Raw genomic sequence first — 14,494 nt, 5'->3', positions numbered from 1 at the left:
ACACTCCCGCAAGGCCCGTGGCGCAGGGGTCGTCGCGGCCGCCGAACAGCAGGCGGTAGCGCTCCACGCTCCAGCTGGGCGAGGATCGCCTGCGTGGCGTCCTGGTCGCCGTGCGGCACATGCGCGTAGGCCGGACCGGGTGGATGTCATCGACCGAGCGGGAGGGGTCCGCCAGGTACTGGGCCACTGCCGACGACGACCGCCGATGTCATCGCAGAGTGGGTGTCGTCGTCATGATGAGTTGCCCCCTGACATGTGGGCAGCCGTTACCACGACAATCATGACTCGGGCGAGGGCCTTGCAGGGTGGGGAGCCGTCCCCCCATGCTGTGTCCCAACTGATCGCGCTGTGACACGGCGGGAGACCTGCTGTGACACCGCAGGAAACCTAGGGAGAACCGACACCATGTCCGACAGCAGTGTGTCCGCCACCGAACTCACCTCCCAGTACCTCACCCAGGTGACGAGCGACCTGGAGCACAACACCAAGGAACGTGAGCGCATCAGCGGGGAGATCACCGCGCTGCAGGAACAGCTCGCCGCGCTCCAGCACGACTTCGCGGTGCTGCAGAACATGCACCAGGCGCTCCAGGGTGCTTCGGCCGCCGACGAGGCGCGCGCGGCGACGGAGCCGGTGACGCCCGAGAAGACGGCCGAGGCGGCCGTCGTGCCCGCCCCGCGCAAGGCGGGGAGCCGCAAGCCCGCCGCGGGCAAGCGGGCGCGGGCGACCACCGCGAAGACCACCAAGGCGACCAGGACGGCGAAGACGGCCAGGGCGGCCAAGACGGCCGAGGCGCCGGCGGCGACGCGCAGCACGGCGAAGAAGCAGGCGGCCAGGAAGCCGGCCGCCAAGACACCCGCGGCCGGCGGTGCGCCGAAGCTGGTCGACCTCGTCCGTCAGCACCTCACGGAGCAGAACGAACCGCGCTCGGCGGCGGAGATCGCCGAGGCGCTCGGCAAGGCGCATCCGGAGCGCAGCATCAAGACGACGGTCGTGCGCACCACACTCGAAAGCCTCGTCGCGCGCAACCATGCCCAGCGTTCCAAGCAGGGCTCGTCGGTGTTCTACACCGCCTCCGAGGCCGCACCGGAGACGACCGGGGCGGACACGAAGGCAGCCGAGCAGGAGACTCAGCAGGAGAGCTGACTCACCGTCAGCACTGCGGGCGCTTCCCGTGGTTGGCGGCGTGACCGCGGCGGGACCTCTTCTTCCGGCGTCGCTTGGACGACATGGTGACCTCCCACGGCATGAACGGAGAACACACAGGTCACTGGCGTACCCGTAATCACCATACTCCGGGCCCTTTCACCCCTCCACCGCTCGCGCCGACCCCGGCCCGTGCCGTCGGTGTGGGCAGCGCGGGGGCGAGCACGGATACGGTGCCGGGGGGCTGATTGGCGTTCCGGGGAGGCGTCGGGTAGACCGAGGACGTGCTGTTTCGTCAACTCGAGTACCTGGTGGCCCTCTCCCGGGAACGTCATTTCGCCCGTGCCGCCCAGGCCTGCTACGTCTCCCAGCCCGCCCTGTCGGAGGCCATCCGCAAGCTGGAGGAGGAACTCGACGTGCCGCTGGTGCGGCGCGGACGCAAGTTCGAGGGCCTCACCCCGGAGGGTGAGCGCATCGTCGTATGGGCGCAGCGCATCCTTGCCGACCGCGACGCCCTCAAGGACGAGGCAGGCGCCCTGCGCAGCGGGCTCAGCGGGCGGATGCGGATCGGCTCCGTGCCGACCGCGTCGGGGGCCGCCTCGCTGCTGACGGACCCGTTCTGCGCGGCGCATCCGCTGACCACTGTGGAGGTGATCGCGGACCTGCAGTCGGTGGACATCCTGCGGCAACTGCAGAACTACGAGATCGACGCCGGTCTCACCTATGTGCGCGACGCACTGCCGGAGCAGTTCCACTCCGTCCCGCTGTACGAGGAGCGCTACGTCCTGCTGCTCACGGCGGCCGACGCCCTGGCCCATCGCACGACCGCGACCTGGGCGGAGGCGTCCCGGCTGCCGCTGTGTCTGCTGAACCCGTCGATGCAGGGCCGCCGGGTGCTCGACGAGCAGTTCGCCGAGGCCGGGACCCAGCCCTCGCCCCGGGTCGAGACCGACTCGGTGGCGGCGTTGTTCGCCCACGTCAGGACGGGCCGGTGGGCGAGCATCGTGGCACATGCCTGGCTGCACGTCTTCGGCGTGCCCTACGGGATGCGGGCGGTGCCGCTGGTCGAGCCGGCCCGGACGGTGCCGGTCGGGCTGGTCGTCATGGCCCGGGAGCCGGGGTCGGTGATGGCGCGGGCCCTCCTCGACATCGCCCGGCGTACCGATGTCGCCGCCGCCCTGGAACGCCTGCCCGGCGATCCCGGCCGGTCATGAGCACAGCTGCGCCAAGCGCTCGGCTCCCGCGTAGACGTTCATGGACTCGCCGCGCAGGAAGCCGACCAGGGTCAGTCCGCTCTCCTCGGCCAGGTCCACGGCGAGCGAGGAGGGTGCGGAGACGGCCGCGAGCATCGGGATGCCGGCCATCACCGCCTTCTGCACCAGTTCGAACGAGGCCCGGCCGCTGACCATCAGCACGTGTCCGCGCAGGGGCAGCAGTCCGGCGCGCAGTGCGTGTCCGACGACCTTGTCCACGGCGTTGTGCCGGCCCACGTCCTCACGCAGGCACAGCAGTTCGCCGTCGGCGGTGAACAGGCCCGCGGCGTGCAGGCCGCCGGTGCTGTCGAACACCTTCTGCGCCGCCCGCAGCCTGCCGGGCAACTGCACCAGGAGGTCGGGGCCGATGTGCAGCGGGTCACCGGACACGGTCCAGGCGGCCGACGTGCGGACCGCGTCCAGCCCGGCCTTGCCGCAGAGTCCGCAGGACGACGTGGTGTAGAAGTTGCGCTCCAGTGACGCGTCGGGGGCGGGCACACCCGGCGCCAGGGACACGTCCACCACGTTGTAGGTGTTGCCGCCGTCCGCGGTGGCACCGGCGCAGTAGCGGATCGCGGCGACGTCCGCGGCGGCGTGCAGCACACCTTCACTCACCAGGAATCCGGCGGCTAGGTCGAAGTCGTCGCCGGGGGTGCGCATGGTGACGGCGAGGGGGCGCCCGCCCACCCGGATCTCCATCGGCTCCTCGGCGGCGAGGGTGTCCGGGCGCTGCGAGGCGACACCGTCACGGATGCGCAGCACCTTGCGCCGAGCGGTCACGCGTCCCATGCGGGCTCCGTTCCGTCCGCGGTGCGGGGATGCGCAACGGCGGGTTCGAGGCGGACCAGGACGGCCTTGGAGGTGGGCGTGTTGCTGATGTCGGCGACGCTGTCCAGCGGGACGAGGACGTTGGTCTCGGGATAGTAGGAGGCCGCGGAGCCGCGGGGGGTGGGGTAGGCGACGACGCGGAAGCCCTCCGCCCGGCGTGCCACCCCGTCGTGCCAGACGGTCACCAGGTCCACCAGGTCGCGGTCGGCGAGTCCGAGAGCGGTCAGGTCGTCGGGGTTGACGAGGACGACGCGGCGGGCGTTGTGGATGCCGCGGTAGCGGTCGTTCATCGCGTAGGGGATGGTGTTCCACTGGTCGTGGGAACGCAGCGTCTGCAGCAGCAGGTGCCCCTGCGGCACGTGCGGCATCGTGAACTCGTTGCAGGTGAAGACGGCCTTGCCGCTCGGGGTGCGGAACACGCCCTGGTTGACGGGGTTGGGCAGGCGGAACCCGCCGGGCCTGCCCACGCGGGCGTTGAAGTCCTCGAAGCCGGGCACGACGCGGGCGATGCGGTCGCGGACGGTGCCGTAGTCCGCCTCGAACTCCTCCCACGGGATGTCCGGGCTGTCGCCGAGGGTGCGGCGGGCCAGCCGGCTGATGATCGCGACCTCACTGAGCAGGTGCTCCGAGGCCGGCGCCAGGCGCCCGCGGGAGGCGTGCACCTCGCTCATGGAGTCTTCGACGGTGACGAACTGCTCGCCGGTCGCCTGGACGTCGCGGTCGCTGCGACCGAGGGTGGGCAGGATGAGCGCCGTCTCACCGCACACCGTGTGCGACCGGTTGAGCTTGGTGGAGATGTGCGCCGTGAGGCGGCAGTTGCGCATCGCCTCCTCGGTGACCCGGCTGTCGGGCGTGGCCCGTACGAAGTTGCCGGCCACGCCGAGGAAGAGCTTCGCCCGGCCGTCGCGCATGGCCCGGATCGCGTCCACCGAGTCCAGGCCGTGCCGGCTCGGCGGGGTGAAGCCGAACTCGCGGCCCAGGGCGTCGAGGAAGGACTGCGGCATCCGCTCCCAGATGCCCATCGTGCGGTCGCCCTGGACGTTGCTGTGCCCGCGCACCGGGCACACGCCTGCGCCGGGCCGGCCTATGTTGCCCCGCAGCAGAAGGAAGTTGACGACTTCGCGGATGGTGGGGACACCGTGCTTGTGCTGGGTCAGCCCCATCGCCCAGCACACGATGATCTTCTTGCTCCGCATCACGAGGTCGTGGACGTCCTCGATCTCCTCGCGGGTGAGACCGGTCGCGGCGAGGACGTCGTCCCAGGCGGTCTTGCGCGCGTGTTCCGCGAAGTCGGCGAAGCCGGTGGTGTGGCTGTCGATGAAGGTGTGGTCGAGCACGGAGCCCGGGGCCGCGTCCTCCGCCTCCAGGAGCAGCCGGCCCAGCGCCTGGAAGAGGGCGAGGTCGCCGCCGGGACGGATCTGCAGGAACCGGTCGGCGATCGCGGTGCCCCGGCCGATGATTCCGCGCGCCTTCTGCGGGTGCTTGAAGCGGATCAGCCCGGCCTCGGGCAGCGGGTTGACCGCGACCACCCGGCCGCCGCGCCGCTTGGTCTCCTCCAGCGCGGTGAGCATCCGCGGGTGGTTGGTCCCCGGGTTCTGACCCACGACGAAGACCAGGTCGGCCTGGTGGATGTCGTCCAGCGAGACGCTGCCCTTGCCGATGCCGAGGGTTTCCTGCAGGGCCGAGCCGCTGGACTCGTGGCACATGTTGGAGCAGTCGGGCAGGTTGTTGGTGCCCAGGGCGCGGGCGAACAGCTGCAGCAGGAAGGCGGCTTCGTTGTTCAGCCGCCCCGAGGTGTAGAAGAGGGCCTCGTCGGGTGAGTCCAGTCCCCGCAGTTCCCGCGCGAGCAGGTCGAGCGCCTCGTCCCAGCTGATCGGCTCGTAGTGTTGCGCGCCGGGCCGCTTGACCATGGGTTCGGTCAGCCGGCCCTGCTGGTTGAGCCAGTAGTCGGACTTCGCGTCCAGCTCGGCGATCGAGTGGCGGCGGAAGAAGTCCGCGGTGACCCGGCGTGTGGTGGCCTCGTCGGCGATGTGCTTGGCGCCGTTCTCGCAGTACTCGTTGCGGTGGCGCTTGCCCGGCGCGGGCTCCGGCCAGGCGCACCCCGGGCAGTCGAACCCCTTGGCCTGGTTGATGTTCAGCAGGGTCAGCGCGGTGCGCCGCACGGAGGTCTGCTCCAGTGAGTACTCCAGCGCGTGGGTCACCGCGGGCATGCCCGTCGCCCAGCGCTTCGGCGGGGTGACCGACAGATCGTCGCTCGGGTCCTCGATACCGCTCATGGTGTCGTCCGCCTCTTTCTGCCGGCTGCGCGATGACCGCACGGCAGCTTCGTCCCGTCGCCGCCGCGGTGTCAAAGAGGGGTTCTCGATCACGTGATAGGCGCCGCTTATCTGGGGCCTGAGCTGGGGGGATGCGGGGGCGCACGGTGCTTCCGCGGTGCCGGGCACCAGCACCTCGATCGACCCGGTGTCGCTGCCCGGGTCAACGGGTGGCGTGCTCGGCGACCGGCTTCCTCTCGGCCGCCGGACGCCGCGCCGCGGTGGGCGAGCGCAGCAGCGTGACGCCGAGGACGAGAGCGACCAGGACGAGGCCGGCGCCGAGACGGAAGGCAAGCCGGTAGCCACCCGTGAGGGCCGAGGTGATGCCTGCCCCGTCGCCCAGCAGGGCTTGCGTGTGCGAGGTGGCGAGCGTGCTGAGGACCGCGAGGCCGAAGGCGCTGCCGATCTGCTGCATGGTGTTGAACATGCCCGAGGCGATCCCCGAGTCCTCGGGTGTGGCCGCCGACATCGCGAGCGTGGCCAGTGACGGCATCGCGAGGCCGAAGCCGATGCCGAGGGCCGACAGCGCGGGCAGGACGTCCCCGAGGTAGCTGCCGTCCGCCGGTACACGGCCGAGTGCGGCGAGACCTGCCGCGATCAGCGAGAGTCCGGGAAGGAGCGCGGCACGCGGGCCGAAGCGCGCGATCAGTCTGGGCGAGAGGCCGAGGGACAGCGCGCCGATCGCGACGGAGACCGGGAAGATGCCGAGGCCGGTGTGTATCTCGTCGAAGCCGAGCACCTTCTGCAGGTAGAGGACGCACAGGAATTGGAAGCTGAACATCCCGGCCACCATGAGGGCCTGGATGGCCATCGCTCCTGAGACGTTGCGCGAGCGGAAGACGCGCAGGGGCAGCAACGGGTGGGACGCCTTCGCCTGACGGGCGACGAACGCGATGAGCAGCGCGAGTGCCGTGGCGCCGAAGCCCAGCGTGTGTGCGGAAGTCCAGCCGTGGCCGGTGGTCCCGACGATCGTGTACACACCGAGCATCAGCGCTGAGGTGATCAGAAGGGCGCCCAGGGCATCGGTCCCCTTGCCGAGGCCGACACCCTGCTCGCCGGTGAGCACGCGCCCGGCCGTCAGCGCGGCTGCGATGCCGATCGGGACGTTGACGAAGAAGATCCAGTGCCAGCTGATGGCCTGCGTCAGGGCGCCGCCGGCGAGGAGGCCCAGCGAGCCGCCGGCGGACTGGACGAAGCTGTAGATGCCGATGGCCCTGGCCCGTTCCTTCGGCTGCGGGAACAGGGTCACGACCATGCCGAGGGTGACGGCGGAGGTCACCGCGCCGCCGATGCCCTGGACGAACCGGGAGGCGAGCAGCGTCTGCGGGCTCTGGGACACACCGCACAGCAGCGAGGCAGCCGTGAAGAGGCTCAGACCGGCCATGAAGACCCGCTTGCGCCCGATGAGGTCACCGAGCCGTCCGGAGAGCAGCAGCAGGCCGCCGAAGGGGACCAGATAGGCGTTGACCACCCAGGCCAGGCCCGATGAGGAGAAGCCGAGGTCCTGCTGGATGGACGGCAGCGCCACGTTCACGATGGTCCCGTCGAGGATGACCATCAACTGGCCGGCGCAGAGCACTGCCAGGGCCCGCCAACGTGCCGTCTGTGCCGATGAGTCGGTTCTCCGCACGGTGATTCCTTCCATTGGTGCACGAGTTGTTACAGCAGTCATCTTCTGTAACCATGGCGCGTGGCGGAAGGAGGCACATTCATGTCACGCAGTCACACCGATGTGTCCGACCAGGTCAGCAACGAGGCGTGCCCGCTGACCGAGGTCCTCGACCGTGTGGCGGGCAAGTGGAGCATCGGAATCCTCGTCGCCGCCGCGCACGGGCCGGTCCGGTTCACCGAGTTGGAACGCTCGATCGCCGGCATCAGCCGCCGCATGCTCACCTTGAACCTGCGCAGGCTGGAACGCGACGGCCTGCTCGTCCGGACCGTCTACCCCACCGTGCCGCCCAAGGTGGAGTACGGCCTGACCCCGATGGCCCGTGAACTCCATGCCACCCTGACGGGCCTTGTCGGGTGGGCCGAGCGTCACCGGGCCGACATCGCCGACGCCCGCGCCGCCTACGACGCGGCCACGGCATCGGCTCCCTGACACCCACCGGGGACCGGGCACGTGGTGAACGATCACCTGCCGGCGGATGCGCTCAGCCGCCTGGTGTCTTGGCGGGCCGCGCCCGGGCGGCGCAGCGGGTGCCGTGCGGCCGGGCGGAGTGCGGTACGGCTGGGTGCGGTGCGGTGCGGTACGGCTCGGCGGGGCGTCCGCGATAGCGTGGCGGTATGCGCCATGAGGTGACCGAATCCGACACCGCGACGGCGGTGGGCAGCGGTGATGTCCCCGTCCTCGCCACGCCACGACTGATCGCGTGGATGGAGGCGGCGACGACGGAGGCCGCCGCGCCCTTCACCGGAGCGGGCCGTACGACCGTGGGTACGGCGGTACGGATCAGGCACCTGCGCGCGTCACGGGTGGGTGAGCCGGTGGAGGTCACCGCACAGCCGCCGTCCACCGCGGACGGCCGGCACCTGACCTTCGCCGTGCAGGCGGTCGACGGCTCGGGCAACCTGATCGCGACCGGCGAGATCGACCGGGCGGTCGTCGACCGGGAGCGGTTCCTCGCGACGGTGTCGACGCCGGCTGCGGGGCGGTGACGCGGGCTTCCGCGAGTGACAGCCCGGCATGCGCCGACAGCCCCCTGAGACGGGTGCGGGCTCCGCGAGTGACACCGCCTGCCCGGCATCCGTCGACACTCCCGAGACAGGCGCGGGGCTCCACGAGTGACACCGGCGGCCCGGCATCCGTCGACACTCCCGAGACAGGCGCGGGGCTCCGCAAGTGACACCGGCGGCCCGGCATGCGCCGACATGCCTCCGAGACGGGCGGAGGAGGACGGCCTCCGCCGTCCGGGGGAGCCGGTCCGTCCGTGAGGGTGAGGCCACGGACCCGGGTGAGATGGGAGTTTGGCGGCAGCGGGTGAACGCCCGACTCCCTTACTTCCGTGGAGGATTGACCATGCGCAAGCTCGTCGTCGCCGTCGCACTCGGCACCGCGGCCCTCGCCCTCCTGACCGGCGGCATCGCCGGAACCGCTGCGGCGACACCGCCACAGGTGCCCACCGAGCACCTGGCCGTGCGCAGCTGGACCCTGCTGAACGAGCACGGCCCTGGCGCCAACCCCGGCGAGCGGCTCACCGCCCGGGTGGACGCCCGGACCGTCGGCGGCCACACACGCGGGCACGCCGTCGTCGAGCACGTGTTCATCGGGAAGGGCACCATCCGGGTCGAGTTCGACGTCGACTGCCTGACCCTCGACGGTGGCGCCGTCACCGTCACCGGACCGGTCGCCACGGCCACGGCCACCCCGGTCGGCCGACCGCCGATCACCGGGCCGGCCGACTGGCACCCCGAGACAGGGCTCACCTTCTACCCGGCCGACCAGCACGGCGAGCACCGGGCCGGCTGGGCGGGCGCCGATCTGCTGGACCCCACCAAGCCCGCCCGGGCGACGAAGTGCACCCCGGTCCCGGCCGGCCTCTGGGTCATCGGGGGCCGCACGGTCGTCCACCAGTGACACGTCCTGCCGTCTGTACGGGGCTGAGGGATTGCTTTCAGCCACTCGGCTTGCTTGGCGCGGGGCGGGGCCGGATTCAGGCGCGGCGATGAGTGTGCGGGCGTCGGCGGGTCCCACTCTTGACGGAGACACCCGCGCTTCAGGAGTTGAGCCATGGGCCTCATCCACATCGAGTTGTTCGCGACCCTCGACCTCGTCGGGCAGGCGCCCGGCGGTCCCGACGAGGACCCGGTGGGGTTCCCGTTCGGCGGCTGGCAGGCGCCCTTGCTGGACGAGGTCACCGGGGCGCAGGTCGCCGACGCGTACGACGGCACCGACGCCCTTCTGCTCGGCCGGCGGACGTACGACATCTTCGCCGCCTACTGGCCTCACCAGGTAGGCGGCCAGAACGACGAGATCGCCAGGCTCTTCAACAGCGTCCCGAAGTACGTGGCCTCCCGCGGCCGGCCCGACCTCCCGTGGGCCGGGTCCACGCAGCTCGGGCCGGACCTGGCCCGCGCCGTGCGCGAGATCCGTGACCGCCATGAGCACGTGAAGGTCGTCGGCAGCCTCGGCCTTGTGCAGACGCTCCTGCGCGAGAAGCTCTTCGACCGCCTCGACCTCTGGCTGCACCCGATCGTGCTCGGCGTCGGCAAGAAGGTGTTCGACACCGGCGCGGTGCCCACCAACGTCACGCTCCTCGCGCCCCCGGCAGCCGGCTCGAAAGGCACCGTGTACCTGCGCTACGGACTGGCCGAGGGCACGCCCGCCACGGGAGACATGACCGCACCCGATCGCGGCACCGTGAAGGACGACAGCCCCGGCGGGTACGGCGCCGGGGCTCACGCGGGTCAGCAGCCGCCGCAGTTGTAGTAGAGGACGTCCCAGTGGCTGCCCTCGTCGGCGTAGATGTTGCCGGAGCCGGACTTCCACTGCGGGGCGCCGTCGCCGCGCAGGCCGATGTAGGTGAAGGTGTTCTTGATGTAGTTCCCGACGCATGTGTACTTGCTGTAGTCGAGCTTGTAGCCGTTCCAGTGCGAGTACGTCCCGGACGCGTGCCCGGTCTCGGTGCCGCCGGTGATGTTGAGTGCGCATCCGCTGGCCCGCTTCAGGGTCTGGGCGCCCTGCGCGGTGGCGAGGTTGAGCTGTTCGAAGGACGTACAGGTCGGGTTGTTGCGGTCGGAGCAGTTGCCGGAGGACGACCAGGTGATGCCGACCTCGCGGAACATCGACGTGGCGGTGGCGTGACTGATCTTGGTGACGGCGAACGCGTCGCCCGCGGTGCCGAGGACGACGGCGCCGGGGGCGATGACGAGGGCGAGGGCGGTCAGGATCGATCTGATCCGCAGCCCCATGAGCGTTTTCACGTGTTCCACGCGGAACCTCCCTGCGAGAAGTCATGCGTCCTGTGAGGTGACCGTGCAGGTGGTGCAGGGAGATGATGCCGGAGGTCTACGCGCGTTGGCCAGAGGGCGGTTCACTGCCCGCTTCGACCAGGCGGGCGAGCCGGTCGAGCGCCATGCGGGTGCCGGTCTCGTTGTCCTCGGGGCGTACGGCGTCGGGGATGCCCTCGTGCAGGACGCGCACGTGCGTGCCACCGCCCTCCGCGTCGGTGAGCGTGGTCGTCATCGTCATGCGGCCACGCAAAGCGGGGTCGTCGGTCTCGAACTCCAGCACTTCGACGACCTGCTCGTCGAGGACAAGTTCGGCGAAGTGGCCGTGGTAGGTGTCGGTGCGCGCGGCGGACTTGCCCTCCCTTCCGGGAGCGTCGTAGGTGAGGGACACACGGAAGCGTCCGCCCGGGCGGGCGTCGAACTCATGGACCCGGCTGGTCATCCCGGCCGGCACCCGCCACCGAGCGATCGCTTCCGCATCGAGCAGGGCCCGGTAGACGCAGGAGCGGGGAGCGCGGACGTGCCGGGAGAGCCGGGTCGTGTACATGGGCCCACCCTAGGGCGCGAGGTCAGGAACCGGCGCCGGGCAGCGCGCCCCTGACGAAGTCCTTCGTCAGCGCGGCGGCCGACGCGATCGGGACGTACTGCCCGTCGGGCGGGAAGAAGTCGACGGCACCGAGCGCTCCGTAGTTCGCCCAGAAGCACGTGGTCATGGGGAAGGTGTCCGTGACGTTCTGCTGGCACTTCACGGCCAGGGTGCGGCTCGTGACGACCTCGGGCTTGCCGACGCGGTTGCGGCCGTAACCCTCGGCGAGCTTCATGGAGTGCTCGAACGCCGTGTCGAGGGAGACCATGGGGTCCGCGACCTTGTCGTACAGACGCGTCCGGGCGGTGAAGGTGGGCGCCGACGCCGTCAGTGTGCCTTTGCGCAGGATGATCCGCGGGCTGCCGAAGCACGAGATCTCGTCCGCGATGTCACCGCCGTCGTCCTCGATCTCCTTCAGCCCGTCGTCGCCGAAGACACCGATGTCCAGGTCGCTGCCGAACCGGAAGCCGCCGTCGCCTTCGTCGCACACCAGGCCCTCCATCGTCGGCGGGACGACCTTCGTGTAGCGGACACCGGGATCGGCCGCGAGCTTCTCCGCCGCCGGCGCCGCTGCCGTGCCGGAGGGCTTCGCCTTCCCGTCCGGCTGTGCTGCGGAGCCGCATCCGGCCACCAGCACTCCCACCGTGATGACCGCAGCCGTCGTCCGCCACCTGGCCATGTCCACCGTTCCCCCGCCGACTCCCGTTGATGATCAAGGACGGACGTGATCTTACGACGGCGGGGACCGGGCTCACACGTCAGTACAGCACGCGCAGCGCCCCGGGAAGCACGCGTGCCGTGACGGGCAGGACCGCGTCCACCTCGCCGTCGGCGCCGTAGGGCACCGCGCGGTCGGCCTCGATGCGGATCTCCCGGCCGCGCACCACCCGCACCTGGGGGCGGGACACGTGGGCGCCGGTGGACAGTTCGTTCATCAGGGCGAAGAAGAGCCGGCGGGGAGCGTGCTCGATCATGACGACGTCCAGGAGACCGTCGTCGACGCGGGCGCCGGGGGCGATCATGCGGCCGGAGCCGTAGTAGGGGGAGTTGGCGGCGACGACGGTGTAGCCGCGGTGGGTGTGCTCCGTACCGTCCACGGTGACCCGGTAGTTCGCCGCCCGCCAGGTGGTCACGGCGCGCAGCCCGCCGGCGTAGTAGGAGGCGGAGCCGCGCAGCAGGCGGGAGTGGTTGGCGTGGCGGTTGGCCAGCGCGTCGACGCCCGCGTACACGCTGCCGAGCACGACCGTCCTGGGATGGACGGCGGACTCGACCTCGATGGTGTCCACCGGCCGCGGCTCGCCCTCCAGCAGCAGCCGTGCGAGGGCGTCGGGTTCGGCCGGCAGGCCGAGGGCGCGGGCGAAGTCGTTGCCACGGCCGGCGGGGACCAGCCCGAGCACCGAGCCGGTGCCGCTGAGGGCGCCGCCGATACCCCCGGCGATGCCGTCGCCGCCGACGGCGAGCACGACCCGGCCCGCTTCACCGGCGCGGCGGGCGATGTCCTGCGCGTGGGGCAGGCTGCGGCTGTACTCGGTGTCCAGTTCGGCCCCGGCCGCCCGCAGCTCGTGGGCGACCCGCAGCAGCGCGGCCGCGGCGGTCGAGCCGCCCGCGGTGGGGTTGACGACGGCGGTGAACTGTCGCATGGGTGAGCCTCCGGGGCGGTCGAGCGGGCGGGCCGAGGGGATGTGACCGAGGGGGTCGGCCGACAGGGTGTCAGTCGGTCGGCAGCAGGACGCCGGGGTTGAGCAGTCCGTCCGGGTCCAGTCGCCGTTTGACCGCCTGCAGGGCCGCCACGCCGAGCGGGCCGGCCTCCCGTACGTACCAGTCGCGGTGGTCGGTGCCCACACCGTGATGGTGGCTGATGGTGCCGCCGGCGGCGAGGATCGCCTCGTTGGCGGCGTGCTTGGCCCGCGTCCAGTGCGCCACCGGGTCGTCCTCGCCCTGCGCGGACACGACGGTGAAGTACAGCGAGGCGCCGTTGTCGTAGACGTGGGAGATGTGGCACATCACCAGCGGCGGAGTGCCCGCGTCGCTCAGGGTCGCCGTGAGAGCGTCGCGTACGGCGGCGTACAGGCCGGGGATGCGCGACCAGAAGGCGGCGGTCTCCAGCGTCTCGGCGAACGCGCCCGCGTCGAGGAGGGAGTCGCGCAGGTACGGGGCGGAGTAGCGGCCGTGGGCCCAGCGCTCGCCCGGTTCCGCGCCGAGGCAGGTGCCGCCGAGTTCGGTGAGGACGGCGGCGGCGCCCTCGCGGCGCTGCGCGGTGTCCTCCTCGGTGCCCTCGAAGCCGACGATCGCCAGGCAGCCGGCGTCGCCGGGCAGGCCGTTCGCGCCGATCGCGTCGGGCTGGGCGAGGCCGATGAGAGTCTCCGTCTCGTCGGACAGCCGCAGCACCGTGGGGCGCGGCCCGTCCTGGGCGAGGCGGCGCAGGGCGGCGCCGCCCTGCCCGAAGGAGGCGAAGCGCCAGCCCTCGTAGCGGCGGACCTGCGGCACGGGCCGCAGGCGCACGGTGACGGAGGTGATCACGCCGAAGGCGCCCTCGGAGCCGAGGACGAGCTGCCGCAGATCGGGACCGGCGGCCGAGCGGGGGGCGCGGCCCACGTCGAGGGTGCCCTCGGGGGTGGCGAGGGTCAGTCCCAGCACCATGTCGTCGAAGCGGCCGTATCCGGCGGACGCCTGCCCGCTGGAGCGTGCTGCGGCGAAGCCGCCGATGGTGGCCCACTCGTAGGACTGGGGGAAGTGGCCGAGGGTGAACCCGTGCTCGGCCAGCAGGGCTTCGGCGTGCGGGGCGCCCAGGCCGGGCTGGAGGGTGGCCGTGCGCGAGACGGCGTCGATGTCGAGCAGCTGGTCCATGCGGCGCAGGTCGAGGGCGACGAAGGGACCCTGCCGCTCGGGGGCGAGGCCACCGACGACGGAGGTGCCGCCGCCGAACGGGACGACGGGGAGCCGGTGGCCGGCACAGACGCGCAGGACGGCGACGACGTCGTCGTGACCGGCCGGCAGTACGACGGCTGCCGGGACGTCGGTGACGTCGGCGGCACGGATGCGCAGCAGGTCGGGGGTGGATTTGCCGCGGGTGTGCCGCAGCCGCGTCTCGGCGTCCGTGCGGACATGGGCCTCGTCGCCGACGGCGGCGGCCAGCTCCCGCAGTACGGCCGGATCGAGCGGCGAGTCGGGCACGGCGATGTCCGCCAGGCCCGGCGGCTCGGCCTCGCGGGGCTTGACGCCCAGCATCTCCCGCAGCAGGCCGATCACCGGCTCGGGCAGCGGTGCCGCCTTGGCCGGGTCGCCCCAGCCGTTCCACAGCATGTCCACGGCGCTTGTCCTCATCTGTCGGTCGATTGACCTCTCGATCCATCGATCTGTCGATCCATCGATCTGTCGGCCCGGGTCGGCGTCGGTCGCCGCGGCGCGGGACGCCG

The 14,494-nt window shown here is 71.6% G+C and carries 15 protein-coding genes; 6 read left to right on the top strand and 9 right to left on the bottom strand.

Annotated features, from left to right (window positions below; translation table 11 throughout):
- Positions 1 to 405 precede the first annotated feature (405 nt).
- Positions 406 to 1,146 carry a hypothetical protein gene (locus ACZ67Q_RS05215; protein WP_471176599.1) on the top strand — a complete coding sequence of 247 codons (741 nt, stop codon included), beginning with the start codon at positions 406 to 408 and terminating at the stop codon, positions 1,144 to 1,146.
- Positions 1,147 to 1,153: 7 nt separating this feature from the next.
- On the opposite strand, the gene ACZ67Q_RS05210 is transcribed toward ACZ67Q_RS05215, so the two are convergent.
- Positions 1,154 to 1,231 (bottom strand): 50S ribosomal protein bL37, encoded by a 78-nt coding sequence (locus ACZ67Q_RS05210; RefSeq protein ID WP_471177704.1) that lies wholly within the window; start codon positions 1,229 to 1,231, stop codon positions 1,154 to 1,156.
- A 199-nt stretch (positions 1,232 to 1,430) separates the two neighbouring features.
- Between ACZ67Q_RS05210 and ACZ67Q_RS05205 the strand changes: the two genes are divergently transcribed.
- Positions 1,431 to 2,360 (top strand): LysR family transcriptional regulator, encoded by a 930-nt coding sequence (locus ACZ67Q_RS05205; RefSeq protein WP_471176596.1) that lies wholly within the window; start codon positions 1,431 to 1,433, stop codon positions 2,358 to 2,360.
- Here the strand turns inward: ACZ67Q_RS05205 and fdhD are convergent.
- The 3 genes from fdhD to ACZ67Q_RS05190 all read right to left on the bottom strand — a co-directional run bounded on the left by fdhD (position 2,355) and on the right by ACZ67Q_RS05190 (position 7,187).
- Positions 2,355 to 3,188: a formate dehydrogenase accessory sulfurtransferase FdhD gene (gene fdhD, locus ACZ67Q_RS05200; RefSeq protein ID WP_471176593.1), complete on the bottom strand. Its 834-nt coding sequence runs from the start codon at positions 3,186 to 3,188 to the stop codon at positions 2,355 to 2,357. The two genes, ACZ67Q_RS05205 and fdhD, sit on opposite strands and share 6 nt — an antisense overlap.
- Positions 3,176 to 5,503: an FdhF/YdeP family oxidoreductase gene (locus tag ACZ67Q_RS05195; protein WP_471176591.1), complete on the bottom strand. Its 2,328-nt coding sequence runs from the start codon at positions 5,501 to 5,503 to the stop codon at positions 3,176 to 3,178. The genes fdhD and ACZ67Q_RS05195 overlap by 13 nt, the downstream gene beginning before the upstream one ends.
- 202 nt (positions 5,504 to 5,705) lie before the next feature.
- Positions 5,706 to 7,187: a DHA2 family efflux MFS transporter permease subunit gene (locus ACZ67Q_RS05190; protein ID WP_471176588.1), complete on the bottom strand. Its 1,482-nt coding sequence runs from the start codon at positions 7,185 to 7,187 to the stop codon at positions 5,706 to 5,708.
- Positions 7,188 to 7,253: 66 nt separating this feature from the next.
- Here ACZ67Q_RS05190 and ACZ67Q_RS05185 point away from each other — a divergent pair, with 66 nt between their 5' ends.
- From ACZ67Q_RS05185 to ACZ67Q_RS05170, 4 genes are all read left to right on the top strand, one after another.
- The gene (locus ACZ67Q_RS05185; protein WP_471176585.1) at positions 7,254 to 7,643 is read left to right on the top strand and encodes a winged helix-turn-helix transcriptional regulator; all 390 of its coding nucleotides are present in this window, start codon (positions 7,254 to 7,256) and stop codon (positions 7,641 to 7,643) included.
- 185 nt (positions 7,644 to 7,828) lie between these two features.
- Positions 7,829 to 8,200: a thioesterase family protein gene (locus tag ACZ67Q_RS05180; protein WP_471176582.1), complete on the top strand. Its 372-nt coding sequence runs from the start codon at positions 7,829 to 7,831 to the stop codon at positions 8,198 to 8,200.
- A gap of 361 nt (positions 8,201 to 8,561) precedes the next feature.
- On the top strand, positions 8,562 to 9,119 hold the full coding sequence (locus tag ACZ67Q_RS05175) for a hypothetical protein (RefSeq protein WP_471176579.1): 558 nt from the start codon (positions 8,562 to 8,564) through the stop codon (positions 9,117 to 9,119).
- Between the two features lie 153 nt (positions 9,120 to 9,272).
- The gene (locus ACZ67Q_RS05170) at positions 9,273 to 9,971 is read left to right on the top strand and encodes a dihydrofolate reductase family protein (protein WP_471176577.1); all 699 of its coding nucleotides are present in this window, start codon (positions 9,273 to 9,275) and stop codon (positions 9,969 to 9,971) included.
- Here ACZ67Q_RS05170 and ACZ67Q_RS05165 read toward each other — a convergent pair.
- The 5 genes from ACZ67Q_RS05165 to ACZ67Q_RS05145 all read right to left on the bottom strand — a co-directional run bounded on the left by ACZ67Q_RS05165 (position 9,950) and on the right by ACZ67Q_RS05145 (position 14,381).
- The gene (locus ACZ67Q_RS05165) at positions 9,950 to 10,453 is read right to left on the bottom strand and encodes a hypothetical protein (protein ID WP_471177702.1); all 504 of its coding nucleotides are present in this window, start codon (positions 10,451 to 10,453) and stop codon (positions 9,950 to 9,952) included. The genes ACZ67Q_RS05170 and ACZ67Q_RS05165 overlap by 22 nt on opposite strands.
- A 97-nt stretch (positions 10,454 to 10,550) precedes the next feature.
- Complete coding sequence (locus tag ACZ67Q_RS05160) at positions 10,551 to 11,039, bottom strand: SRPBCC family protein (protein ID WP_471176574.1); 489 nt, start codon at positions 11,037 to 11,039, stop codon at positions 10,551 to 10,553.
- A 22-nt stretch (positions 11,040 to 11,061) separates the two neighbouring features.
- Positions 11,062 to 11,757, bottom strand: a complete 696-nt coding sequence (locus ACZ67Q_RS05155) for a hypothetical protein (protein ID WP_471176572.1) — start codon at positions 11,755 to 11,757, stop codon at positions 11,062 to 11,064.
- Positions 11,758 to 11,836: 79 nt separating this feature from the next.
- Entirely contained in the window at positions 11,837 to 12,718 is an 882-nt protein-coding gene (locus ACZ67Q_RS05150; RefSeq protein ID WP_471176570.1) for a YegS/Rv2252/BmrU family lipid kinase, read from the bottom strand.
- Between the two features lie 70 nt (positions 12,719 to 12,788).
- A complete protein-coding gene (locus tag ACZ67Q_RS05145; RefSeq protein WP_471177699.1) occupies positions 12,789 to 14,381 on the bottom strand; it encodes an FAD-binding oxidoreductase in 1,593 nt (530 codons plus the stop codon).
- Positions 14,382 to 14,494: the final 113 nt, after the last annotated feature.

It is taken from the genome of Streptomyces sp. NPDC036813, from assembly GCF_055609245.1.
Note: the sequence above shows the minus strand (reverse complement) of the source record. Positions and strands in the feature narration are given on the sequence as shown.

What these genes read in the sequence shown, in the direction of transcription:
- ACZ67Q_RS05215 (WP_471176599.1), top strand. Translation starts at nt 406, where the DNA reads ATGTCCGACAGCAGTGTGTCCGCCACCGAACTCACCTCCCAGTACCTC.
- ACZ67Q_RS05210 (WP_471177704.1), bottom strand. Translation starts at nt 1,231, where the DNA reads ATGTCGTCCAAGCGACGCCGGAAGAAGAGGTCCCGCCGCGGTCACGCC.
- fdhD (WP_471176593.1), bottom strand. Translation starts at nt 3,188, where the DNA reads ATGGGACGCGTGACCGCTCGGCGCAAGGTGCTGCGCATCCGTGACGGT.
- ACZ67Q_RS05195 (WP_471176591.1), bottom strand. Translation starts at nt 5,503, where the DNA reads ATGAGCGGTATCGAGGACCCGAGCGACGATCTGTCGGTCACCCCGCCG.
- ACZ67Q_RS05190 (WP_471176588.1), bottom strand. Translation starts at nt 7,187, where the DNA reads ATGGAAGGAATCACCGTGCGGAGAACCGACTCATCGGCACAGACGGCA.
- ACZ67Q_RS05185 (WP_471176585.1), top strand. Translation starts at nt 7,254, where the DNA reads ATGTCACGCAGTCACACCGATGTGTCCGACCAGGTCAGCAACGAGGCG.
- ACZ67Q_RS05180 (WP_471176582.1), top strand. Translation starts at nt 7,829, where the DNA reads ATGCGCCATGAGGTGACCGAATCCGACACCGCGACGGCGGTGGGCAGC.
- ACZ67Q_RS05175 (WP_471176579.1), top strand. Translation starts at nt 8,562, where the DNA reads ATGCGCAAGCTCGTCGTCGCCGTCGCACTCGGCACCGCGGCCCTCGCC.
- ACZ67Q_RS05170 (WP_471176577.1), top strand. Translation starts at nt 9,273, where the DNA reads ATGGGCCTCATCCACATCGAGTTGTTCGCGACCCTCGACCTCGTCGGG.
- ACZ67Q_RS05165 (WP_471177702.1), bottom strand. Translation starts at nt 10,453, where the DNA reads ATGGGGCTGCGGATCAGATCGATCCTGACCGCCCTCGCCCTCGTCATC.
- ACZ67Q_RS05160 (WP_471176574.1), bottom strand. Translation starts at nt 11,039, where the DNA reads ATGTACACGACCCGGCTCTCCCGGCACGTCCGCGCTCCCCGCTCCTGC.
- ACZ67Q_RS05155 (WP_471176572.1), bottom strand. Translation starts at nt 11,757, where the DNA reads ATGGCCAGGTGGCGGACGACGGCTGCGGTCATCACGGTGGGAGTGCTG.
- ACZ67Q_RS05150 (WP_471176570.1), bottom strand. Translation starts at nt 12,718, where the DNA reads ATGCGACAGTTCACCGCCGTCGTCAACCCCACCGCGGGCGGCTCGACC.
- ACZ67Q_RS05145 (WP_471177699.1), bottom strand. Translation starts at nt 14,381, where the DNA reads ATGCTGTGGAACGGCTGGGGCGACCCGGCCAAGGCGGCACCGCTGCCC.